The sequence below is a fragment of the Ferrovibrio terrae genome (assembly GCF_943371255.1).
In the GTDB taxonomy this organism is placed as follows: Bacteria; Pseudomonadota; Alphaproteobacteria; order Ferrovibrionales; family Ferrovibrionaceae; genus Ferrovibrio; species Ferrovibrio terrae_B.
On record NZ_CALRUC010000074.1, the window covers coordinates 1 to 21254 of the forward strand.

Annotated in this window: 22 protein-coding genes; 9 read left to right on the forward strand and 13 right to left on the reverse strand. The window is 61.2% G+C overall.

Features of this window, described 5'->3' with window-relative positions; translation table 11 throughout:
- Positions 1-184: 184 nt before the first annotated feature.
- From AAG799_RS15220 to AAG799_RS15250, 7 genes are all read right to left on the reverse strand, one after another.
- Entirely contained in the window at positions 185-1306 is a 1122-nt protein-coding gene (locus AAG799_RS15220; protein WP_341897384.1) for a TRAP transporter substrate-binding protein, read from the reverse strand.
- Positions 1307-1439: 133 nt separating this feature from the next.
- Positions 1440-2222 (reverse strand): arginyltransferase, encoded by a 783-nt coding sequence (locus AAG799_RS15225; RefSeq protein WP_341897386.1) that lies wholly within the window; start codon positions 2220-2222, stop codon positions 1440-1442.
- Positions 2223-2292: 70 nt separating this feature from the next.
- On the reverse strand, positions 2293-2778 hold the full coding sequence (locus AAG799_RS15230) for an RDD family protein (RefSeq protein ID WP_341897388.1): 486 nt from the start codon (positions 2776-2778) through the stop codon (positions 2293-2295).
- 6 nt (positions 2779-2784) lie between these two features.
- Complete coding sequence (locus AAG799_RS15235; RefSeq protein ID WP_341897390.1) at positions 2785-3987, reverse strand: flagellar motor protein MotB; 1203 nt, start codon at positions 3985-3987, stop codon at positions 2785-2787.
- Between the two features lie 20 nt (positions 3988-4007).
- Positions 4008-4868 (reverse strand): flagellar motor stator protein MotA, encoded by an 861-nt coding sequence (motA, locus tag AAG799_RS15240; protein WP_341897427.1) that lies wholly within the window; start codon positions 4866-4868, stop codon positions 4008-4010.
- Positions 4869-5021: 153 nt separating this feature from the next.
- Positions 5022-7442 carry a penicillin acylase family protein gene (locus tag AAG799_RS15245; RefSeq protein WP_341897391.1) on the reverse strand — a complete coding sequence of 807 codons (2421 nt, stop codon included), beginning with the start codon at positions 7440-7442 and terminating at the stop codon, positions 5022-5024.
- Positions 7443-7584: 142 nt separating this feature from the next.
- A complete protein-coding gene (locus AAG799_RS15250; protein WP_341897393.1) occupies positions 7585-8151 on the reverse strand; it encodes a hypothetical protein in 567 nt (188 codons plus the stop codon).
- Between the two features lie 212 nt (positions 8152-8363).
- Here AAG799_RS15250 and AAG799_RS15255 point away from each other — a divergent pair, with 212 nt between their 5' ends.
- Positions 8364-9251, forward strand: a complete 888-nt coding sequence (locus AAG799_RS15255; protein WP_341897395.1) for an NAD(P)-dependent oxidoreductase — start codon at positions 8364-8366, stop codon at positions 9249-9251.
- A 47-nt stretch (positions 9252-9298) separates the two neighbouring features.
- Here the strand turns inward: AAG799_RS15255 and hemB are convergent, their stop codons facing one another.
- Genes hemB through AAG799_RS15270 form a run of 3 tightly spaced genes read right to left on the reverse strand, consistent with a single transcriptional unit; the run spans position 9299 to position 12855 of the window.
- Positions 9299-10315, reverse strand: a complete 1017-nt coding sequence (hemB, locus tag AAG799_RS15260) for a porphobilinogen synthase (RefSeq protein WP_341897397.1) — start codon at positions 10313-10315, stop codon at positions 9299-9301.
- On the reverse strand, positions 10316-10543 hold the full coding sequence (locus AAG799_RS15265) for an addiction module antidote protein, HigA family (RefSeq protein WP_341897399.1): 228 nt from the start codon (positions 10541-10543) through the stop codon (positions 10316-10318). It lies immediately after the preceding gene.
- Between the two features lie 53 nt (positions 10544-10596).
- Entirely contained in the window at positions 10597-12855 is a 2259-nt protein-coding gene (locus AAG799_RS15270) for an ATP-binding protein (RefSeq protein ID WP_341897401.1), read from the reverse strand.
- A 148-nt stretch (positions 12856-13003) separates the two neighbouring features.
- Between AAG799_RS15270 and AAG799_RS15275 the strand changes: the two genes are divergently transcribed.
- The 3 genes from AAG799_RS15275 to mmsB are packed head-to-tail and all read left to right on the forward strand — an operon-like array spanning position 13004 to position 16143.
- A complete protein-coding gene (locus AAG799_RS15275; protein WP_341897403.1) occupies positions 13004-14155 on the forward strand; it encodes an isobutyryl-CoA dehydrogenase in 1152 nt (383 codons plus the stop codon).
- Between the two features lie 19 nt (positions 14156-14174).
- Positions 14175-15224 (forward strand): enoyl-CoA hydratase/isomerase family protein, encoded by a 1050-nt coding sequence (locus AAG799_RS15280; RefSeq protein WP_341897406.1) that lies wholly within the window; start codon positions 14175-14177, stop codon positions 15222-15224.
- Between the two features lie 28 nt (positions 15225-15252).
- A complete protein-coding gene (gene mmsB / locus AAG799_RS15285) occupies positions 15253-16143 on the forward strand; it encodes a 3-hydroxyisobutyrate dehydrogenase (RefSeq protein WP_341897408.1) in 891 nt (296 codons plus the stop codon).
- A 7-nt stretch (positions 16144-16150) separates the two neighbouring features.
- On the opposite strand, the gene AAG799_RS15290 is transcribed toward mmsB, so the two are convergent.
- From AAG799_RS15290 to AAG799_RS15300, 3 genes are all read right to left on the reverse strand, one after another.
- Complete coding sequence (locus AAG799_RS15290; RefSeq protein ID WP_341897410.1) at positions 16151-16636, reverse strand: PRC-barrel domain-containing protein; 486 nt, start codon at positions 16634-16636, stop codon at positions 16151-16153.
- A complete protein-coding gene (locus AAG799_RS15295) occupies positions 16636-16827 on the reverse strand; it encodes a hypothetical protein (protein ID WP_341897412.1) in 192 nt (63 codons plus the stop codon). Before AAG799_RS15295 ends, AAG799_RS15290 begins: the two co-directional genes overlap by 1 nt.
- Positions 16828-16933: 106 nt before the next feature.
- A complete protein-coding gene (locus AAG799_RS15300; protein WP_341897414.1) occupies positions 16934-17332 on the reverse strand; it encodes a RidA family protein in 399 nt (132 codons plus the stop codon).
- Between the two features lie 190 nt (positions 17333-17522).
- Between AAG799_RS15300 and AAG799_RS15305 the strand changes: the two genes are divergently transcribed.
- The 5 genes from AAG799_RS15305 to AAG799_RS15325 form a co-directional block, all read left to right on the forward strand.
- A complete protein-coding gene (locus AAG799_RS15305) occupies positions 17523-17732 on the forward strand; it encodes a hypothetical protein (protein WP_341897416.1) in 210 nt (69 codons plus the stop codon).
- A gap of 20 nt (positions 17733-17752) precedes the next feature.
- Positions 17753-18667, forward strand: a complete 915-nt coding sequence (locus AAG799_RS15310) for a branched-chain amino acid ABC transporter permease LivH (protein WP_341897418.1) — start codon at positions 17753-17755, stop codon at positions 18665-18667.
- Position 18668: 1 nt separating this feature from the next.
- Positions 18669-19967 (forward strand): high-affinity branched-chain amino acid ABC transporter permease LivM, encoded by a 1299-nt coding sequence (livM, locus tag AAG799_RS15315; RefSeq protein ID WP_341897421.1) that lies wholly within the window; start codon positions 18669-18671, stop codon positions 19965-19967.
- Positions 19964-20785, forward strand: coding sequence for an ATP-binding cassette domain-containing protein (locus tag AAG799_RS15320; protein ID WP_341897422.1), 822 nt, complete (start codon positions 19964-19966; stop codon positions 20783-20785). The genes livM and AAG799_RS15320 overlap by 4 nt, the downstream gene beginning before the upstream one ends.
- Positions 20785-21254, forward strand: a 470-nt coding sequence (locus AAG799_RS15325; protein ID WP_341897424.1) for an ABC transporter ATP-binding protein, incomplete at its 3' end; no start/stop codon positions are given. The genes AAG799_RS15320 and AAG799_RS15325, both read left to right, overlap by 1 nt.

Sequence of the window (21254 nt, forward strand, 5' to 3'; positions counted from 1 at the left end):
CTCCCTGTTTGGCGGGCCGGACACTTTCGGCCCGATTACCGACCGTCCTTGCAGACTCGCGCTGCGTCAGACGATGGGGGGAGATTACGGGATCAGGTTAACCAGAACAACGACCGATAAAGAAAAGCCCCGACAGAGCGGGGCTTTTCCATAGTACGTATACAGAAAGTCTTTAGGCGATTTATTAGCCCTTCTTTGCTGCCGGCTTGCGCTGGCTGACAGCCGACATGAAGTTGTCGAAGGTGCCTTCTGCAACGCGGAACCACAGCAGCTGTTCATCGCGATACTTCAGCCAGGGCTCGTAGACCTTCTTGAACTTCGGGTTCGCTGCCGCGACTTCGGCGTAAACCTGATTGGCCGCATCGAAGCAGGCTTCCATCACCGGGCGCGGGAACGGACGCAGCTGCGTGCCACTGGCAACCAGCTTGCGCAGGGCCACCGGATTCTGCGAGTCATACTTTGCCAGCATGGTGAGCGTGGAGTCAGCGCAAGCGGTCTCGATCGCAGCCTGGTAGGCCGGTGGCAGGCTCGCCCACTGCTGCTGATTGATCATAAGGGAAACCTGCGGGCCACCTTCCCACCAACCCGGATAGTAGTAGTACTTGGCGACCTTGTTGAAGCCGAGCTTCTCGTCGTCATACGGCCCGACCCATTCGGCTGCGTCGATGGTGCCCTTTTCCAGTGCCGGATAGATGTCGCCACCGGCGATCTGCTGCGGCACCACGCCCAGCTTGGTCAGGATCTGGCCGGCAATGCCGGCGATGCGGAACTTCAGGCCCTTCAGATCTTCAACGGTCTTGATTTCCTTGCGGAACCAGCCGCCCATCTGCGTGCCGGTGTTGCCGGCCGGGAACTGAACGATGTTGTAGTCCTTGAAGAACTCACGCATCAGTTCCATGCCGCCGCCGGTGCGCATCCAGGAATTCTGCTGGCGCACATTCAGGCCGAATGGCATGCAGGCATCGAAGGCAAAGGTCGGATCCTTGCCGACATAGTAGTAGCTGACGGTGTGGCCGGCTTCGACCGTACCGGCCTGGACAGCATCGAGAACCTGCAGGCCGGGGACGATTTCGCCCGCGGCAAAAACGCGGATCTGGAACTTGTTGTCGGTCAGCTCGGCCACGCGCTTGGCGATAACTTCAGCCCCGCCATAGATGGTGTCGAGGCTCTTCGGGAAGCTGGACGCAATACGCCATTTGATTTCAGGCTGGCTCTGGGCGAGTGCCGGACTCGGGAAGCTGGCAGCAGCACCGATGCTGCCGGCGCCTGCAACTGCAGCGCCTGCAAGGAATTTACGACGAAGCATGGTTTTTTCTCCCTAGGGATTGGTGGCCGGTATTCCGGTCTGGGAATGGGCGCAACAACGTGGTGTATACGGAGAATCCGCATACGGTCGGGAAAAATACCCCCGCTCGGTGCCCGAGGCAAGAAACTGGGGGTCAGACCAAGGTGGGTACGGCGGGGGCCGGCTGGGGCACCGGCTCGGCCTGCGGGGCGAGGCGGCGCCAGCCCTCCTGGCTTAGGGCTTCCAGAGGCCGGAAGCGGCTTTTGTAGGCCATCTTCCGGCTCTCGGAAATCCAGTAGCCCAGATAGACGTAAGGCAGACCCAGATCGCAGGCGTTCTGGATATGCCAGAGGATGATAAAGCTGCCCGGACTGCGATCCTCGAAATCAGGGTCGAAATAACTGTATACCAGCGACACGCCGTCGCTCATCTCGTCAATCAGGCAGACTCCGAACAGCCGGCCATCGGCATTGCGGAACTCGGTCAGACCGCTGCGGACCGGGCTGTCCTCGACCATGGCGCGATAATCGGCAAATTCCATGTCTGCCATGCCGCCGCCATCATGACGGGCGGTCACATAACGGCGGAACACCTGGTAATGCTCGCGGGTGGCATAGGCGGGCAGGCGGCGGGCCAGCACGCCTGCATTGCGGCGCAGGATGCGGCGTTGGGCCTGATTGGGTTCAAACTCTGCGGCCGGCACGCGCACCGGCACACAGGCATTGCAGTTTTCGCAAGCAGGTCGATAGGCCAGATCCTGGCTGCGGCGAAAGCCGGCTTGGCTGAGCGCATTATGCAGCCCGTCCGGGTCATCGCCGGCGAGCAGAGTCACCACTTTGCGCTCCAGCCGGCCCGGTAGATAGGGGCACGGTGTGGGTGGGGTGGCGAAGAAGTGCCGCAAAGGTATCTGCAGCCGATGTTTCACGTCGCAGTCCATCCACTCAAGAGTCGAAAACAGATTAGCGTAATTGACCGGCTTGGGGAGGGGGTATTCTGCGCTTTTATTGTCACACCCGGCGCACGACCATGGTGCCGCACAGCAGGTCGTGCAGGCAGCGCCGCCGGTTGCTGAACAGCGGCCAGAGCAGGATCAAACCGCCGGTGAAGCTGGTCGTCACATAAAACACGGCGGTGTGGAGCAGGGCCTGAAGATAGCCCGGTTTGCCGCCACTCCAGACCCGTACCTCCAGGCCGAACAGGCGCATACCCGGGGTTGCAGCCGCAGAGCTGCCGATGGTGAGGGTGTGATAGGCCACCGGAATGGCGGCGGCGATCAGGATCAGAAGGGGCGTGAGCAAGCCAAACGTTGCCACGGTGAGTACGACCAGGGCCACTTTGTAGAGGAAGAACAGGCCCAGAAGCACGATCAAGTCAATCAGATACGCAAAGGCCCGTCGCCACAGCAGGCCCTCGAAACGGGCCGGATCTGCGAAGGGATCGAGGACCGGTACCGCGATAGAGGTGAGATCAGATGATGAGGGCTGTTGCGTCACGCGATCTTACCGGCTCGGCATGATGCGGATCTGGCTGTTCGACCCCGGGCCGCTGAGCCCGGGCGGCGGCGGCGGCGGCGGCGGTGGGTTGCGCAACGCGCCGGGCCGGATGACGCCAGGCTGGAAACCGCCACTGCTGCTGCCGGCTCCGGCACCACCACCGGCTCCACCGGCAGTGTTGCTGCCAGGCTTCGGCACATCGCTGAGCAGAAGGATGGCGATGCGGCGATTGCGCGCATCAAGCGGGTTGTCCTTGATCAGCGGGTCCTGGTCGGCATTACCGGTGACCTGACGGATACGCTCAGTCGGCACGCCAGCCTCAATCATCGCGCGCCGTGCCGCATTGGCACGATCAGCGGAGAGTTCCCAATTGGAATACGCGCCCTGGCCACGGAAAGGCTGCGCGTCGGTGTTGCCACTGATTGCCAGCTTGTTCGGAAGTTTTGAAACCGCCTGCGCGACCTGCTGCATCAGGCGGCGGGTTTTGTCGCTCATGCCAGCACTGCCGGACGGGAACATGGAAGACTGTTCCTCGTCGACAAGCTGGATGCGGAAGCCTTCCGGGGTGTTGTCGAACACGATCTGCTTGGACAGCTCGGACAGTTGCGGGTTTTCCTGAATCGCCTGACGGATCTGAGCTTCAACCTCGCGGAAGTTTTCGGCTTCGGCCTGTGCCACGCGCTCGCGGGCGGCCTGTGCATCGATCTGCTGCAGGTCGAGAACCTGCTCCTGGCCGCCGCCCTGGCCTTCCTGGACCTGCTGGCCTGCGCCGCGCTGAGCGGCCTCGGCCGGGTCAGGGAAGCGGTCGCCCTGAGTGCCCGGAGCCGGCGGTGGCTGGCGCGAGTCGGGATAGCGTTGATCGTATTGCGGCTGATCCGGCTGATCACTCTTTTCGGAGGAGGGACCGATCACCATCGAAGGCAGGCCAAAGCTGGAAATCTTGCCACCGTCTTCCAAGATGGTGCGACCGCCCATCACGCCGCCGGCACCCGACAGGCTGCGGCTGACCGAGGCGGGCGAGAAATAGTCGGCAACGCCTTTCTTCTGCTCGTCGGTGGTGACGTTGAGCAACCAGAGCAAGAGGAAGAAGGCCATCATCGCGGTCACGAAATCCGCGTAAGCCACCTTCCAGGCGCCGCCATGTGCGGAGTGGACGCCCTTCTTGATCTTCTTGACGATGATAGGGCGTTCGCCATCGAGACCGGCCATCGCTCAGCGCTCCGCGATCGTCAAACCGACTGCACTTTGCTGGTCGCTTCTTCAACTTCGTAGAAGCTCGGCCGCACATTCGACATCAGCGACTTGCGTGCGAACTCAACTGAAACCGCCGGCGCATAGCCCTGCAGATGTGCGAGCAAACCAGCTTTTATGCACATCAGGTATTTGCTGTCATGTTCCATCGTTGCCTTGCAGGCCGCGGAAATCGGCGAAACGATGCCATAAGATATCAAAATTCCGAGGAAGGTACCGACTAGTGCGCCGCCGATCAGCTTGCCAAGTACTTCGGGCGGTTCGCTGATCGAGCCCATGGTCTTGATAACACCGAGCACGGCGGCAACGATGCCGAGCGCCGGAAAGCTTTCGCCGAAAGCGTTGATCGCCGATTGGGCAAGGTGATCTTCCTGGTGATGGACTTCCAGCTCCATGTCCATCAGGGATTCCATCTCATGCGGGTTCTCGCTGCCCAGTGTCATAAGGCGCAGATAGTCGCAGATGAAATCCATGGCATGGTGGTCGCCCATGAACTTGGGGAACTGAGTGAAGAGTTTGCTCTCTTCCGGCTTTTCGATGTGTTGTTCCAGGGCCAGCATGCCCTTGCTCTTGGCGAGCTTGAACACGCTGTACATCATCGACAGCAGTTCGAGGTAATCGTCCTTGGTGTATTTCGGGCCCTTGAAAGCGGTCTTGAAGCCGTTCAGGCCGGATTTCAGCACCGGCTTCGGGTTGCCCACGATGAAAGCGCCGACGCCGGCGCCGCCGATGATAACCAACTCGAACGGCTGCCACAGCACGGCGAGTTTGCCGCCCATGGCAACATAGCCACCGAGCACGCAGCCCAGACCGACAATAGAGCCGATAATAATCAGCATCTTGACTCTCCATGCCGTGCCCTGCCGATTTCGCGGACGCGAATCTGCCCAGGCACGCAACCCAGCCTTTCTTATCGTATGCGGGGGGTAAATAGAATATTGAAAAGGGGTAATGGTTTATGCCGGATTGCCGGTTGGAGACCCTTTTGGCGCTTACTGGCGGGTGGTTAGGCGCAGGCGTCCCTGGGCTCCGGCCTCAAAATCGGCCTGCCGCATCGACATGGGGATGTAGTCGACGGCTGCCCAGGGGGTGGCAAAATCCCGGTAATGTGGCGACAGGACATGGCCGGACTGGCCGGTCGAATGCATGAATTGCGAGCGGTTTAGATCGGCCAGATCGTAGATCGCCCGCAGGGAGGCAGCATGATGGTTGCCGAACGGGTCGGCCTCGTTCCCCATGTCGCTCCGGCCCACGTTGATGGTGAAGGCATCGCCCGGCGTGGGCACGCTGACCTCGAACAGGCGGCGTAACACAGGAATGTTACTGAATGGCCGATGCGGCGCCCGGGTCGCATGGGCATCGCCCCAGCGCCAGCGGGCCAGATCGGACCCGAAACGGGCCTTGAGATCGTCAAGGGCGCGATCCAGGGACTCGGCAATCAGGTCGGCGCAGGTGGTTGCAGCCCCCGTAGCCACATTGGCGCACCAGCGTCCCTGGCCATCGTGATTGGACAGGATGTTCTTCATCAGCACTGGCCTGAAACGCCAGAGCGGCTGGAAGGCTTCGCCCAGTTCGTCGGCAAGAACCAGCCGGCTCAATTCGCGATACCAGGCCTGGAAGATCAGCGGTTCCGGACGGTTGATTGTCATGTTGCCGTCCCAGGTCGCCAGCATCGCGTGGCTGCCCGGTACTTCAGCATTGCGTGGTGAAGTCTTGGGTGGCACCGCCAGCATCAGTGGCAGGATATCTGTCGCCATCGTGGACAGTGTGTCGCCCTGCATCTGCTTGAAGCTTTCGACAGAATGAACGTTGCGCTCCTTCAGCAGATTCTCGATACGGCGCGCGCGGTATGGCTCGGCCCATTCCGACGTAATGAAAAAGGGATAGCTGTCGGGCACGATTTTATGGTTGGCCGTAACCAGCATGCCTTGCGGGGGATTATAGCTGCGCGGGAGTTGGTCAAACGGAATAAAGCCGGTCCAGTCATATCTGGCATCCCAGCCAGGCGCCGGCGAGAGCCCCTTAAGATCGTTGTCGGGTCGCCGGATCGGAATCAGGCCTGGTGCCACGAACCCGATATTTCCTTCGCGGTCGGCATAAACGATGTTCTGCTGTGGCGTCACGAAGCGGCGGAGGTTCTCGTTGAAGCTTTTCCAGTCGGTGACGCTGTCGAGGCCAAGCAGTGAGTCGGCGGTCGTGTCGTCGTCGCGTAAAGCCGTCCAGGCAAAGGCCAGCACATAGCCGGGTTCGATCAGGCGTTGGGCGCGGTCGTGCACATCGGAAATCACCGGGCCGTGGCGGGTTTCACGCACGGTCAGCACGACATCGCTGTCGCCGCGCAGCTTGATCACCTCCTGCCGCTTCACAAAGGCAGCCGACCCATCAGGCGTGAGATAGCGGGCAGGATCGTTCGGGTCGATTTTTTCAATATAGAGATCCTGTGTGTCTGGGCCCGTATTGGTGAAACCCCATGCAACGCGGCCATTATGGCCCAGCACGACGCCCGGCACGCCGGGCAGGGTTGCCCCGATGGATGCTCCGAGCGGTGTGATCAGATGCGCGAAGTACCAGATCGCAGGCGAGGTGAGGCCCAGATGCGGGTCGTTGGCGAGCAGGGGTTGCCCTGTCACCGTGCTCTTGCCATGGATGACCCAGTTGTTCGATCCGATGCCTTCGGGTCGCTCAGGCGGCAGGATTTTCAGGAGCTGGTCAATATCGAGGGCGGCAGCGACCTCCCGGTACAGATTCCCAATATCCGCCAATGCCACTGGTCCGTCACCCGGATAGGGCGGATAGAACTCCTCGATCTGCTGTTTGCTGAGGCGACGGGACAGACCGAGGCGCGCGAGCTCGCTGCCCCAGTTTCCACTCAGATCCCAGGCCATCATCTTGAGCCAGCCCAGAGAGTCTGCAGGTGTCCATGGTTCCGGTTTGACATCGAATGTGATGAATTCCGGCGGCAGCGGACCAGTATGGCTGGCAAGGAAGGCGTTCACGCCATCGGCATAGGACTGAAGGGTGTCCTGTGTTGCCGGCTGCAGGGCGGCAAAGGCGGTTACGGCCTTGCGGCGGATGCCAAGCGTGCGCAGGAACTTGTCGGTGTTCAGGGCCGGATTGCCAAACAGTTCGGCAAGGCGGCCGGCGGCGACACGGCGCTGTATTTCCATTTGCCACAGGCGGTCCTGGGCATGGGCGTACCCAAGACCGAAGGCAACATCATTGCGGCTGCTGGCGCGGATGTGAGGAATGGCATGGCGGTCGCGCAGGATATCGACGGGGCCGGCCAGGGTTTGACCGACCTTGATTTCACCATCGATCTTGGGCAGCGACAGGCGAGCTAGAACGTAGACGGCGCTGCCGGCAAGGCCAACAAGAACAATCAAAGCGACGACTAATCTGACAACCCAGCGCATAAAGTCCTGCTCGCCAAAATACAGCTGCAGGCTTAACAGATTCGATAACGATTTGCAGGATTGAAATGTCTGCCGGGCAAAGCAATTCGCTAATTGCCCGCGATAGGCGCAGGCTCAGCTTCCAGACGACAGGTGGTTGAACTCAGGCGATCGCGAGCTGCTTGCCGCCAGTCGGAACACTCTGGAAGCTGCCGAAAGCCGTCGCAGCTGCGGCGGCCTGAGGGCTTGACGGCGAAGCCGGAGCCGCAGGCGCTGCTGGGGCTTGCAGACCAGGAGGAGTCTGGGCGGCCTGAGTTGCGTTGTCAGCCGCACTGCCGATGACACGCGGCTGCTGCGACGCGTCGTTGCTTTCCGATTGTGTTCCTGCGCGCAGATCCGAATCTTCAGGCAGATTTTGCGTATACTCGCGCACGGCACGCGGGCTCGGATACTGTTGCTGTACCTCGCCGGTCTCGCTGTTACGAATTTCAACGATGGCGAGCCGCGATGTGATGTCGAGCCGGATGAAAGGGCTGACATACACGGCAACATTTGCGGATGGAGAAGAAACGGCGACCTCTTCCCGTGCGGGCTTTTCATCGCGCACGGCTGGGACTGCAACATCGGCGGTTGCAGTGGAAGGGGTGTTGCTACTTACTCGGACAGCATTGCGGGCACTCGCACCGCTGCTGCCCGACGTGGCATAGCTGCCATTGATGTCGAGCGGCATGATGGGTTTCTCCCACGCCAGATAAAGTAACTATACATTCTATTTACCTTAATTTTGCATGATCTGCAAGCACTAATTGTTTGATGCCATTGATCAATCGCCAAGAGTGCGTTAATGCGGCGATTGCCTGTTCTGGCGGCATGGTGCAAACTGCGCCTGCCGCACGCAGTTAACCATAACTACTTGTTATTCTTTGGTTTTAGGGGGAAGCAATGGCAAAGGTTGCATTCATCGGTCTGGGTGTCATGGGCTACCCCTTGGCCGGGCATCTGGTTAAGGCCGGGCATGCCGTGATGGTCTGGAACCGGTCGGCGGAGAAGGCAGACAAGTGGGTCGCCCAGCACAAGGGCCAGAAGGCGGCGACTCCCAAGGAAGCCTCTGCCGGGGCTGAATTCGTCATGGCCTGCGTCGGCAACGACGATGACCTGCGTTCGGTGACTTACGGCGATACGGGCATCCTGGCCGGCCTGGCCAAGGGAGCTGTGTTTGTCGATCACACCACAGCATCGGCAGACGTTGCGCGCGAGATTGGCGAGAAGGCCAAGGTGAATGGCCAGGGCTTCATCGATGCGCCGGTTTCCGGCGGTCAGGCCGGTGCGGAGAACGGCCAGCTGACCATCATGTGCGGCGGTGACGCGCCGACCTATGAGACGGTCAAACCGGTGATCCAGGCCTATGCGAAGATGCAAAACCTGATGGGTCCGACCGGCAGCGGCCAGTTGACCAAGATGATGAACCAGATCTGCATCGCCGGCCTGGTCCAGGGCCTGGCGGAAGCGCTGGCCTTCGGTCGTGCCTCGGGCCTCGACCTGACGAAGGCTGTGGAGGTGATCTCCAAGGGTGCTGCGGGTTCCTGGCAGATGGACAACCGTCACAAGACCATGATCGAGGGCAAGTTCGATTACGGGTTTGCGGTCGACTGGATGCGCAAGGATCTTGGCATCTGCCTGGCCGAGGCGCGGCGCAACGGCGCCAGCCTGCCGGTCGCCGCACTGGTCGACCAGTTCTATGCCGAAGTGCAGCAAATGGGCGGTAACCGCTGGGATACGTCCAGCCTGATCGCCCGCCTGGAAGCCACCAAGATAGCCAAGAAGTTCTGAGTGAAGTGAGAGCCGGGGTGGCAGCCTTTTAAGGCTGCTTGCCCCGGTTATTTTTCTTGGGCGATCATGCGGGCAATGTCGCGCGCGAAATAGGTCAGCACGCCATCGCAGCCGGCGCGCTTGAACGACAGCAGGCTTTCCCACGACACTTTCGCGCGATCGAGCCAGCCGCGTTCGGCGGCCCCGGCCAGCATCGCGTATTCGCCGGATACCTGATAGGCAAACGTCGGCAGGCCGAAGGCATCCTTCACCCGCCAGCAGATATCCAGATACGGCATGCCCGGCTTGACCATCACCATGTCAGCCCCTTCGGCGATGTCGAGTGCCACTTCGCGCAGGGCTTCATCGCCATTGGCCGGGTTCATCTGATAGGTGCGCTTGTCACCCATACCGAGATTGACCGACGAGCCGACCGCATCGCGGAACGGGCCATAGAAAGCTGAAGCATACTTTGCCGCATAGGCCATGATCTGCGCATTCCGCAGGCCTTCGCGTTCGAAAGCCTGACGGATCGCGCCGATACGACCATCCATCATGTCGGATGGCGCCGTGATGTCGCAGCCGGCCCGCACCTGCAGCAGCGCTTGCTGGACAAGAACCTCGACGGTTTCATCGTTCAGAATCTCGCCATCGCGTAGCAGGCCATCATGGCCATGGTCGGTGTAGGGATCGAGTGCGACATCGCAAAGGATGCCCAGGTTCTTGGTGGCCGCTTTCACCGCCCGCACGGTGCGGCAGACCACGTTATCCGGATTGAGGGCTTCACGGCCATCGGCCGTTTTCAGCTTCGGATCGGTGGCAGGAAACAGGGCAATAGCCGGAATGCCGAGTTGTTCTGCCTCGCGCGCTGCAGACACGGCCGCCTCGACGCTGAGGCGCTCGACGCCCGGCATCGACGCGATCGGGGCATTGGTCTTCGCATCATGCACGAAGATCGGCCAGATCAGGTCGTTGGCACTGAGGCTGTTTTCGGCAACCAGACGACGGGTCCAGTCGGACCGGCGCAGCCGGCGGGGCCGCGAGGCCGGAAATTGCGGCAGAGGGGGAACGGGGCTGTTGTTCATTCAGAATGATTTATCAAACCGCTCCTGAAACGCAATCCAGACCCAGGGAGAAGTTCCCAAAATCCTGCCCAGCCGCATGGCCAGGCCGGCAGAGATTGGCCGCTCACCCGACAGAACCAGGCGGAGCAGCCTGCGCGGGATATGGGCTTCGCGCTGAAAATGGTCAGGATCGGTGCCGCGGGCGATGATCGCCCGTTCGAGCAGAACGCCTGGGTGGATCGGCAGCATATCCTAACCTCGCGCATCAACACTTGATCGATGCGATTCTGCGGTCAGGCTGGTTAATGCCCCGTAACACCGCCGCCTGTTCCGCCACCACCCTGTGGTTTGCGTCCGGCAAGACGGTCGAACTGCTGCACCAGATCGGCGATATCGGCCTCGATCGGACGGGGCGGCAGCAAGGTTGAGGCATCATTGGCCGGCGGCGGGGCAGGCTGGGGCCGCGCTTCCTGCAGACCCAGTTTGGCGGTCAACTCGACATCTTCGCGGCAGCGCACGGTGAACCAGAAGGTCGAGCCTTCACCTGGTGCGCTGATCACGCCGATCTCGCCGCCCATCAAGTGAACCAGATGCTTGCAGATGGTCAGGCCAAGGCCTGTACCGCCGTACCGGCGGGTCATTGAGATGTCGGCCTGGGTGAAAGGCTCAAACAGCGTGAGCTGCTGCTCTGGCGCGATGCCGATGCCGGTGTCGCGGATGGCGCAGTGCAGCATGAAATCGCCATTCTGCAACGGTGTGGCCGTGATGGTGACTGTCACTGTGCCTTTTTCAGTGAATTTGACCGCGTTGCCCACCAGATTGGTCAGGATCTGGCGCAACCGGAGCGGATCGCCGATCACATGCTCGGGCACGCCTTCGGCAATATCGAGGATCAACTGATTGCCGTTCTCCTTGGCGCGTGGCGTCAGCAGGGCAATCACGCTGTCAATCGAGGGCCGCAGGTCGAAATCGATCGCTTCGATATGCAGTTTGCCGGCTTCAAGCTTGGAAACATCGAGGATGTCGTCGATCAGGCCAAGCAGGTCGCGTGCCGATTGATGCGCCACTTCGGCATACCGCTTCAGCGCAGGCTCGATCTCGCTGCGCTGGATCAGGCTGAGCATACCCAGCACACCATTCATTGGCGTGCGGATTTCGTGGCTCATCATGGCAAGGAAACTAGACTTGGCCTTATGGGCGGTTTCAGCTGCGTCTCTGGCCAATGCCAGTGCCTGTGCCGTTTCGGCCAGCTTGACCGACTGTTCCTCCAGCGTCTGGCGCTGCAATTCCAGTTCATTCATCTGGCGGCGGATCTGATCCACATCTTCCAGGCTGCCGATCATGCGCACCGGTTTGCCGGTTTCGTCCCGGGTCGCCTCGGCGCGCGCCAGAACCCAGATATAGACGCCATTGTCGCGCCGGATGCGGAACTCGGCTTCATAAGGCTTGTGCTGGCGCAGGGCAGTGTTGACCCGCTGCATGACCATGCCCTGATCGTCGGGATGCATCAGCTCGGTGAAGGCGGCAATGGTGGTGCGTGATGCCAGCAGGCTGCGGTCGTTTCTGTCCTGCAGATAGTTGGCGACAATCAAAAGATCGCCGGTCTGCAAATCCCAGTCCCAGATGCCGAGGCGGCTGCTGCGGGCTGCCGCCTCGAACAGATCATTGCTGGCCTGCAGCGCTGCTCGGGCTTCAGCCATGGCGCGTTGCTGGATCATCACGCGCACGGCCAACGCGATCAGGCCGGCAATCATATAGGTCGCCACCAGGCAGGCCGTGAAGGAGAGCGCGGGCACCAGCGGCAGCGACGTGCTGGCGACATTGGCCTGCCAGAGGATGAATGACGCGATGATGCCGCCGATCAGCACAACGCTCTGCCCGGCCAGCAGCTGGATCGGCGCAATGGAAGGCGACGCATGGAATGTGCGGGCGGCGCAGGCCGCGCCCAGCAGCAGCAGGATGACCGCACCATCGGGCAGGGCTGCGGCATGGATGGTCCAGTTCGCAGCCTGCGGCAGGATATCGAGCGCACCAATGGCAAGGGTGATCGAGAGTGCCACCAGCGTCATGGCAGCCGACCAGCCGAGCGGCACATTGCCGATCGTGGCGCGTTTTGAGACCGGGACATACAGGCGGGCAGCCGTCAGCAGGGCGCCGATACCGACCACCGGCCCCATATGGCCAGACCACAGGGCGCTGAGTGACAGCGATGCTGATAACTCGGCAGCCAATTGCAGTTCCGGATGGCGGATGAAGGAAAACAGGCTGACGATGCTGAGGCAGGCAAGAGCGAGGGCCAGCAGGCGCGACAGGGCACCGGCCGTATCGCGTGTCAGCAATGCCAGGCCCGCAAGGATGGCGACCGCCACCACGTCGGCATGGAATGGCGGCGCCCCCGGTAACCAGGCAACGGCTATGGATCCAGACAGCAGCGGCGGGGTTGCAAGCATGACGGCAATGCCAATCATGATGCCAGCGAGACCATAGGCCAGCCCACGCAATGGCCAGCCGATGCCGTTATCGGCGTCAGACTGGTGTGTGGTTGACGTGGCTGGCAGCATTGGTCCGTGGTAGCGACAGGTCGAAATTCGCGCGGGAGGCTAGCATGCAGGCACTGCCCATGCGACTCTGTTGCAGCATCAGACGTAGCGGCAGCGGTTGACTGCCGATAAGCGGGCGATTAAGACCCGCTTTAAGGGAGAAAATACGATGCTGTTCGAGTTATCCGATGATCAGTGGGCCATTCAGGAGACAGCGCGGCGCTTCGCACTGGACCGGATGCAGCCGAATGCCGCGGCATGGGATGAGAAGAAACATTTCCCGGAGGATGAACTGCGCGAGGCCGCAGCCCTGGGGTTTGGCGGCATTTATGTCTCTGACGCGGTCGGCGGCTCCGGCCTCAGTCGCCTTGATGCGGCAATCATCTTTGAAGAGCTTGCGGCCGGCTGCACATCCACCGCCGCCTATATCTCGATCCATAATATGGCGGCCTGGATGATTGACCGCTTTGGCAATGACGAGCAGCGTCAGCGCTTGTTGCCGGATCTGTGCAGCATGCAGCACTTCGCTTCCTATTGCCTGACCGAGCCGAATGCAGGTTCCGATGCGGCGGCCCTGCAGACCAGGGCAACAGATGCCGGCGATCACTATGTGCTGAATGGCACCAAGGCTTTCATTTCAGGCGGCGGACGTTCGGATGTTTATGTCTGCATGGTGAGGACTGGCGAGGCCGGGGCGCGCGGCGTGACCTGCCTGGTGGTGGAGAAGGGCGCGCCCGGGCTGTCTTTCGGCGCGCAGGAGCGCAAGCTGGGCTGGAACAGCCAGCCGACCGCCATGGTGATCTTCGATGACTGCAAGGTGCCCAAGGCCAACCGGATCGGCGAAGAAGGCGAGGGCTTTCGCATCGCCATGGCCGGTCTGGATGGTGGCCGCATCAATATCGGCGCCTGTTCGCTGGGTGCGGCCAAGGCCTGCCTGACGGCGGCACGCGAGTATGTCGCCAGCCGCAAGCAGTTCGGCAATGCCATCGGCAATTTCCAGGCGACCCAGTTCAAGCTGGCCGATATGGCCACCGACCTGGCGGCAGCCCGACTGATGATCCGGCAGGCTGCGGCCATGCTGGATGCCAAGAGCCCCGAGGCCACGATGTACTGCGCCATGGCCAAGCGGTTTGCCACCGACGCCGGTTTTGCCATCTGCAATGATGCTTTGCAGTTACATGGCGGCTACGGTTATCTGAAGGACTACCCGATCGAGCGTTACCTGCGTGACGCGCGGGTCCATCAGATCCTTGAAGGCACCAACGAGATCATGCGTGTGATCATCTCTCGCGCCCTGATGTCAGGGTCATTCCACGACTGAGCCATTTCCGGAGTTTGCAGTGAGCAACGATATTCTGTTTTCGGTCGATAACGGCATCGCGATTATCCAGTTGAATCGCCCACAGGCCCTGAATGCCCTGACGCATGACATGTGCCTGCCGCTGGAAAAGCATCTGCGCAGCTGGGCGACCGATCCTGCTGTCAGGGCGGTGATCATCAAGGGCTCAGGCGAGAAGGCCTTCTGCGCCGGTGGTGATATCCGCAAGCTCGCCGATCTTGGCCCTGAAGGTGTCAGCTACCGCAAGTCCTTCTGGTATGATGAATACCGCTGCAACACCCTGATCGGCGAATATCCCAAGCCTTTCATCGCGCTGATCGATGGCATCTTCATGGGCGGCGGCGTCGGTCTTTCGGTGCATGGCAGCCATCGCATCATCAGCGAGTTTGCCCATTTCGCCATGCCGGAAACCGGTATCGGCCTGTTTCCTGATGTGGGCGGTACTTATTTCCTGCCGCGCTGCCCGGGAGAGCTTGGCACCTTCCTGGGGTTGACCGGTGCGCGGCTGAAAGGCGCCGATATCCTGACAGCCGGTGTGGCCACGCATTTCGTGCTGCGTGAAAAAATGCCAGCCCTGGAACAGGCCCTGATCGCGGCTTCACCGGCTGACAAGGCCGCGATCGACGCTGTCGTGGCAGAGTTCACCAGCGACGCCGGGGTATCGTTGCTGGCTGATCGCAAGGCCGAAATCGATCGCCGCTTTGCCGGCGACAGCATGACAGCCGTCATGGCTGCACTGGAAACCGACCCGAGCCCGTTCTCCATCGAGCAGATGGGTATCATCCGCAGCAAATCGCCCACATCGGTCAAGCTCACCTTCGCGCAGCTTCGTCGCGGCCGCAGCCTGTCGCTGCGCGACTGCATGAAACTGGAATGGCGCATCTGCAACCATATCGCGCTTGGCCATGATTTTTATGAAGGCGTGCGTGCCGTGATCATCGACAAGGATCACAAGCCGAAATGGCAGCCGGCGCGGCTGGAAGACGTCTCCGACGCCGAGATTGAAAAGTATTTCACGCCGGTTCCGGACGGCGAGTTGCAGTTCGACTGAATAAACAGAACAAGCGGGAGAAACGACCATGGCGAATATCGGCTTTATCGGCGTCGGCAATATGGGCGGCCCGATGGCGCGCAACCTGCTGAAGGCTGGCCATACGGTAAAGGCCTTCGACCTCATGCCGGAACTGGTGCAGAAGGTGGTCGATGCCGGCGGCAGCAAAGCCGCTACAGCGGCCGATGCTGCCCGCGATGTCGATGCCGTGATCACCATGCTGCCGGCCGGCAAGCATGTGAATAGTGTTTACACCGGCGACAAGGGGATTCTTGCCGCGGCCAAAGCAGGCACCCTGTTCATCGACAGCTCAACCATCGATGTGAGGACGGCGCGTGAGACGATTGCCACCGCTGAAGCCAAAGGCATGCTGATGCTGGATGCGCCGGTTTCCGGCGGCATTGCCGGCGCCGAGAATGCCGCATTGACCTTCATGGTCGGGGGCAGCGATGCGGCTTTTGCCAAGGCCAGGCCGATTCTGGAAGCCATGGGCAAGAAGATCGTTCATGCCGGCGGTGCCGGTAACGGGCAGGCCGCCAAGGTCTGCAACAACATGGTGCTGGGGATCACCATGATTGGCATCTCGGAAGCCTTCGTGATGGCGGAGAAGCTGGGGCTCTCGGCGCAGGCAATGTTCGATATCGTCGGCAGCTCGTCGGGTTCCTGCTGGGCACTGATGAACCACTGCCCGGTGCCAGGTCCGGTGCCAACCTCGGCGGCCAATCGCGACTACAAGCCGGGTTTTGCTGCCGAACTGATGCTGAAGGATCTGAAGCTGTCGCAGGAAGCCGCGCGCTCCGCCAAGGTACAGACGCCGCTGGGCTCTGAGGCAACGGCGCTCTATGCCGAGTATGTCGACAATGGAAATGGTGCGCTGGACTATTCCGGCATCATCCGGATGATCCGCGATCTGGGCTGAAACTGCGTCAGCCCGGCTGGCGCTTTGGCTCGCTGAATTTCGCTTGGCCGCGCAACTCATCCTTGCTGAGTTGTGTGATGAAGCTGACAACCGCATCCTTGCGCTCGAAGCGAACCTGTTTCCAGTCAATCTCGACGCGGTCCTCGGCCAGACCGAGTAACTTGTCGATGCCGACCACCAGAGCAACCACACGGCCATCACGATCAAGGACGATGTTCTCAATCGTACCGAGGGTGTCGCCGGCTTCATTGCGCAGCTTCGCGCCGATCGCGGCAACCTGATCACGGCTCAAATGCGGCATGTTTTCTTCGACAGAGAAATCGGGGGTCTTATCTTTTTCACCGAGCGGTATGCCGGGCACGGCATTGGGACCGGGGACGGCGGCGCGCGGCTGGCGGGGCGTCGGCTCCTCCTCCTTCGGCGCTTGCTGTGCAAGGCCTAAGGTTGTCCAACCCAGCACGAGAAGGCCGGCAAGAGCGGAGAGGGTGCGCATCAGCGGCGCTCGATCGTGGCGCTGGCAGCCATCAGCCTTGGGGTGGTGTATCTGGGATGGGTTTGCCGGAGGTCGTCCCCCCACAGACTCACGGCTTCCTGTCGCGGCGCAGTGTGAAACCATTCGTTGAATGCCACAAACGGCAGGCTGGCTATGCAGGCGGCGCCGAGGATCAGCAACAATTCACGCATGGCTCATCTCCTTTCAGGAGAATGACCGCCGTTGATGGGGTCATGAACCAAACGTCAGGGCATCGGGCCGGTTCCGAACGGGAACGGGAAATTTAGGCGCGCAGAATCAGGTGTTTGCCGGAATAACCGCGGTTGCTTCGATCTCGACCTTGGCACGGTCTTCCAGCAGGGCAGCGACCTGAACCAGCGTCATGGCTGGGAAATGCTTGCCCAGGATGTCGCGATAGGCTTTGCCCAGATCGGCATTGCGGGCCATGTAATCGCGCTTGTCGACGACATACCAGGTCAGCCGCACGATATGCTCCGGCCGTCCGCCTGCCTCGGCCAGCACCCGCACGATGTTGCGCAGGGCCTGGCGCGTCTGGTCGACCAGGTCATCGCTCTCGAATTTTGCCTCGGCGGTCCAGCCGATCTGGCCGGCCACGAAGACCAGGCGGCCCTCGGCGGCAATACCATTGGCATAGCCCTTCGGCTTGGCCCATTCGGCGGGGTTGAGACTCTGCATCAGATGCACCTGGTGAATCTTTTTCTGAGATTTATTTTATATATAAAATATTATGGCGGAAGGAGCAAGGGCACTGAGCAACCGCAATTAAATTTCCCGTCCGGCAGTGGTTGCGCAGCAAGACGTCCCGGCCTGTGCAAAACCGGTTTAACCCTTGAGCCAGCTTGCGAAGGAGTGTTACAGACGATTCATGTCAGACGCGACAGGGAGCGATGACGAGGACTGGGAAGCGATCGTCGAGTTTCGCCGCTACGGTACGGCGTTACAGGTGATTGCGATCGATCCGGACACCGGAAAGGAAGTGTCCATGGTCGGGGACCCACGCCTGTCCAGGGACGAACTCGGACGGTTGGCGGTGCAAAAGCTCCGCTATGTGCTGAACAAGCAGCGCAGCGACTAGTCGGGCGATAACGGGGGCGAATGGAGTACTTCTTACAGCAGTTGATCAATGGCCTGACGCTGGGCGCGGTCTACGCGCTGATCGCCATCGGATACACGATGGTTTACGGTATTATCGGCATGATCAATTTCGCGCATGGCGAAATCTACATGATCGGCGCCTTCATCGCCGTGATCACCTTTTCGATCCTGGGCGTGGCCGGCATTACCTGGGTACCGTTGTCGCTGCTGATCGTATTGATCGTTTCCATGCTGATCACCGGCCTGTATGGCTGGACCGTTGAGCGGATTGCCTACCGCCCGTTGCGGGGCTCGTTCCGGCTGGCGCCGCTGATCTCGGCCATCGGCATGTCGATCTTCCTGCAGAACTACGTGCAGATCGCCCAGGGCGCCAAGATCAAGCCGCTTCAGCCGATGATCCGTGGCGGCATCGAGCTGGTGAAGGGCGAAACCTTCTCAGTGACGCTGTCCTACCTGCAGATCATCATCATGGTGATGACGCTGCTGCTCATGCTCGGGTTTTCATACCTGATTTCGGCAACGCCACTGGGGCGCGCCCAGCGCGCCTGCGAGCAGGACCGCACCATGGCCGCGTTGCTGGGGGTCAATACCGACCGCACCATCTCGCTGACCTTTGTGATTGGTGCGGTGCTGGCTGCCGTCGCCGGTGTGATGGTGACGCTGTATTACGGCGTGGTGGATTTCTATATCGGCTTCCTGGCTGGCCTGAAGGCATTCACCGCCGCCGTGCTGGGCGGCATCGGCAGCCTGCCGGGTGCCATGCTGGGCGGCTTGCTCATTGGCCTGATCGAGGCCTTCTGGTCGGCCTATTTCAGTATCGAATACAAGGATGTTGCCGTCTTCGGCATTCTTGTCGTCGTGCTGATTTTCCGTCCGACCGGCCTGCTGGGCCGGCCGGAAGTCGAGAAGGTGTGAGATGACGGCGGCCGAACGTCTGAAAGACGCAATCCTGGCTGCCGGTGTGGCGGCGTTGCTGGCCCTGCCGCTGATCGGTTTCGAAACCGTCGATACCGGCGGCCCGCTCGGGATCAAGACGCGCTTCGATTACATTGCCTATGCGGCCGTCGCCGTTTTCTTCGGCCGTCTCGGCATGCGGATCGCCTTCGACTGGAATCGCAATCGCCGCGAGCAGAGCAGCCAGGACGGACCGGGTGCCGCGAACCGCAAGGAACTGCTCAGTGAACTTGGTCGCAAGGCCGATAAATGGCTGATGCCGGTGCTGATCGGCTTTGCCCTGATTCTGCCGATGCTGCCGTTTGCCAGTCGCACCGTGGTCGATCTCGCCACCGTAGTGCTCATATATGTGATGCTGGGCTGGGGCTTGAATATCGTTGTAGGCCTCGCGGGCCTGCTCGATCTCGGTTACGTCGCCTTCTACGCGGTGGGCGCCTATACCTACGCCTTGCTGTCGATGCATTTCGGCTTCGGCTTCTGGGCCGCCCTGCCACTGGCGGGATTGTTTGCGGCCACCTTCGGCGTCATCCTCGGTTTCCCGGTACTGCGCCTGCGCGGCGACTACCTGGCCATTGTCACGCTTGGCTTTGGCGAGATCATCCGCGTGATCCTGCTCAACTGGCAGCCGGTCACCGGCGGTCCCGCCGGTATTTCCGGCATCCAGCGGCCATCGTTCTTCGGCTTCCCGTTCAGCAACGATCCGCCGGATGGGGCGACATCATTCCACCAGCTGTTCGGCCTCGAATTCGCCTCGATCCATCGCATCATCTTCCTCTATTACGTGATCCTGGCTTTGGCGCTGGTCACCAATATCTTCACCATGCGCATCCGCAAGCTGCCGGTCGGCCGTGCCTGGGAAGCCCTGCGTGAGGATGAGATCGCCTGCACCGCGCTCGGCATCAACCCGACCAACACCAAGCTCACGGCCTTTGCCATCGGCGCCATGTTTGGCGGCTTCGCCGGCAGTTTCTTTGCCACGCGCCAGGGCTTCATCAGCCCGGAGAGTTTCAGCTTCATTGAATCGGCCGTCATCCTTGCTATCGTCGTGCTGGGTGGCATGGGCAGCCAGGCCGGTATTGTACTGGCGGCGGCCTTCCTGACCCTGTTGCCCGAGGTGGCCCGCGAATTCGCGCTGTTCCGCATGCTCGCTTTTGGTGCCGCCATGGTGCTGATCATGGTCTGGCGTCCACAGGGCCTGCTGTCCCATCGCGAACCTACCATTCGGCTCGGTGCAACGGCTGCAGGGAAGGGGACATCATGACGATGCCGCTTCTGAAGGTCGAACATCTGACCATGCGGTTCGGCGGCCTGATCGCCGTCAACGATGTATCCTTCAATGCGATGCCGAACCAGATCACCGCGGTGATCGGTCCGAACGGCGCCGGCAAAACCACGGTGTTCAACTGCATCGCCGGCTTCTACAAGCCCACAGTTGGCCGCCTGACGCTGAACAACAACGGCACGCCCTACCTGCTGGAGCGCATGCCCGGCAATGACATTGCCGGCAAGGCACGGGTGGCCCGGACTTTCCAGAATATCCGCCTGTTCCCCAAGATGACCGTTCTGGAAAACCTGATCGTCGCCCAGCACAACAAGCTGATGCGTGCCTCTGGCTATACGCTGTTCGGTCTGCTTGGCCTGCCGGGCTATCGCAAGGCCGAGGCCGACGCGGTTGAACGCGCCCGCTACTGGCTTGATCGCACCAGCCTGCTGGACATGGCCGACGAGACAGCCGGCAGCCTGCCCTACGGCGGCCAGCGCCGGCTCGAGATCGCGCGCGCGATGTGTACCGAGCCGGTGCTGCTTTGCCTCGATGAGCCGGCCGCGGGCCTCAATCCGCGTGAATCTGCCGATCTGAACGCCTTGCTGCGCTTCATCCGCGACGAGCACAAATGCGGTGTCCTGCTGATCGAGCATGACATGAGCGTGGTAATGGAAATCTCCGATCATATCGTGGTGCTGGATTACGGCAGAAAGATCGCCGATGGCCCGCCTGACGCCGTGCGCAACGACCCGAAGGTGATCGCCGCCTATCTTGGCGAGCCGGAAGACTCTGCCGTCGCGATGGGGGCCGCCTGATGCTCTCGGTCGCTGGCCTGCACACCTATTATGGCGCCGTGCATGCGCTGAAGGGCGTTGATATCGAGGTGGGCACGGGCGAAATCGTCGCCCTGATCGGTGCCAATGGCGCCGGCAAGTCGACGCTGCTGATGAGCATCTGCGGCCACCCCAAGCCGCGCCATGGGCAGGTGACACTGGGTGGCGCCGATATCACTGGCAGCCCGACCCACACTCTGGTACGGCGCGGCCTGGCGCATGCACCGGAAGGCCGCCGCATCTTTCCCCGCATGACGGTGCTGGAAAACCTGCGCATGGGGGCGGTTGCCTGCGACCCGGCGCATTTCGACAGCGATCTCGAGCGCGTCTACGGCCTGTTCCCGCGCCTGAAGGAACGCAGCGAGCAGCGTGGCGGCACCTTATCGGGCGGCGAGCAGCAGATGCTGGCGATTGCCCGCGCGTTGATGAGCCGGCCGAAACTGTTGCTGCT

Excerpts from the sequence above, each read along its gene's own strand:
- AAG799_RS15220 (WP_341897384.1), bottom strand. The coding sequence starts at position 1,306 with ATGCTTCGTCGTAAATTCCTTGCAGGCGCTGCAGTTGCAGGCGCCGGC.
- AAG799_RS15225 (WP_341897386.1), bottom strand. The coding sequence starts at position 2,222 with ATGGACTGCGACGTGAAACATCGGCTGCAGATACCTTTGCGGCACTTC.
- AAG799_RS15235 (WP_341897390.1), bottom strand. The coding sequence starts at position 3,987 with ATGGCCGGTCTCGATGGCGAACGCCCTATCATCGTCAAGAAGATCAAG.
- motA (WP_341897427.1), bottom strand. The coding sequence starts at position 4,868 with ATGCTGATTATTATCGGCTCTATTGTCGGTCTGGGCTGCGTGCTCGGT.
- AAG799_RS15245 (WP_341897391.1), bottom strand. The coding sequence starts at position 7,442 with ATGCGCTGGGTTGTCAGATTAGTCGTCGCTTTGATTGTTCTTGTTGGC.
- AAG799_RS15250 (WP_341897393.1), bottom strand. The coding sequence starts at position 8,151 with ATGCCGCTCGACATCAATGGCAGCTATGCCACGTCGGGCAGCAGCGGT.
- AAG799_RS15255 (WP_341897395.1), top strand. The coding sequence starts at position 8,364 with ATGGCAAAGGTTGCATTCATCGGTCTGGGTGTCATGGGCTACCCCTTG.
- hemB (WP_341897397.1), bottom strand. The coding sequence starts at position 10,315 with ATGAACAACAGCCCCGTTCCCCCTCTGCCGCAATTTCCGGCCTCGCGG.
- AAG799_RS15265 (WP_341897399.1), bottom strand. The coding sequence starts at position 10,543 with ATGCTGCCGATCCACCCAGGCGTTCTGCTCGAACGGGCGATCATCGCC.
- AAG799_RS15270 (WP_341897401.1), bottom strand. The coding sequence starts at position 12,855 with ATGCTGCCAGCCACGTCAACCACACACCAGTCTGACGCCGATAACGGC.
- AAG799_RS15275 (WP_341897403.1), top strand. The coding sequence starts at position 13,004 with ATGCTGTTCGAGTTATCCGATGATCAGTGGGCCATTCAGGAGACAGCG.
- mmsB (WP_341897408.1), top strand. The coding sequence starts at position 15,253 with ATGGCGAATATCGGCTTTATCGGCGTCGGCAATATGGGCGGCCCGATG.
- AAG799_RS15290 (WP_341897410.1), bottom strand. The coding sequence starts at position 16,636 with ATGCGCACCCTCTCCGCTCTTGCCGGCCTTCTCGTGCTGGGTTGGACA.
- AAG799_RS15295 (WP_341897412.1), bottom strand. The coding sequence starts at position 16,827 with ATGCGTGAATTGTTGCTGATCCTCGGCGCCGCCTGCATAGCCAGCCTG.
- AAG799_RS15300 (WP_341897414.1), bottom strand. The coding sequence starts at position 17,332 with ATGCAGAGTCTCAACCCCGCCGAATGGGCCAAGCCGAAGGGCTATGCC.
- AAG799_RS15305 (WP_341897416.1), top strand. The coding sequence starts at position 17,523 with ATGTCAGACGCGACAGGGAGCGATGACGAGGACTGGGAAGCGATCGTC.
- AAG799_RS15310 (WP_341897418.1), top strand. The coding sequence starts at position 17,753 with ATGGAGTACTTCTTACAGCAGTTGATCAATGGCCTGACGCTGGGCGCG.
- livM (WP_341897421.1), top strand. The coding sequence starts at position 18,669 with ATGACGGCGGCCGAACGTCTGAAAGACGCAATCCTGGCTGCCGGTGTG.
- AAG799_RS15320 (WP_341897422.1), top strand. The coding sequence starts at position 19,964 with ATGACGATGCCGCTTCTGAAGGTCGAACATCTGACCATGCGGTTCGGC.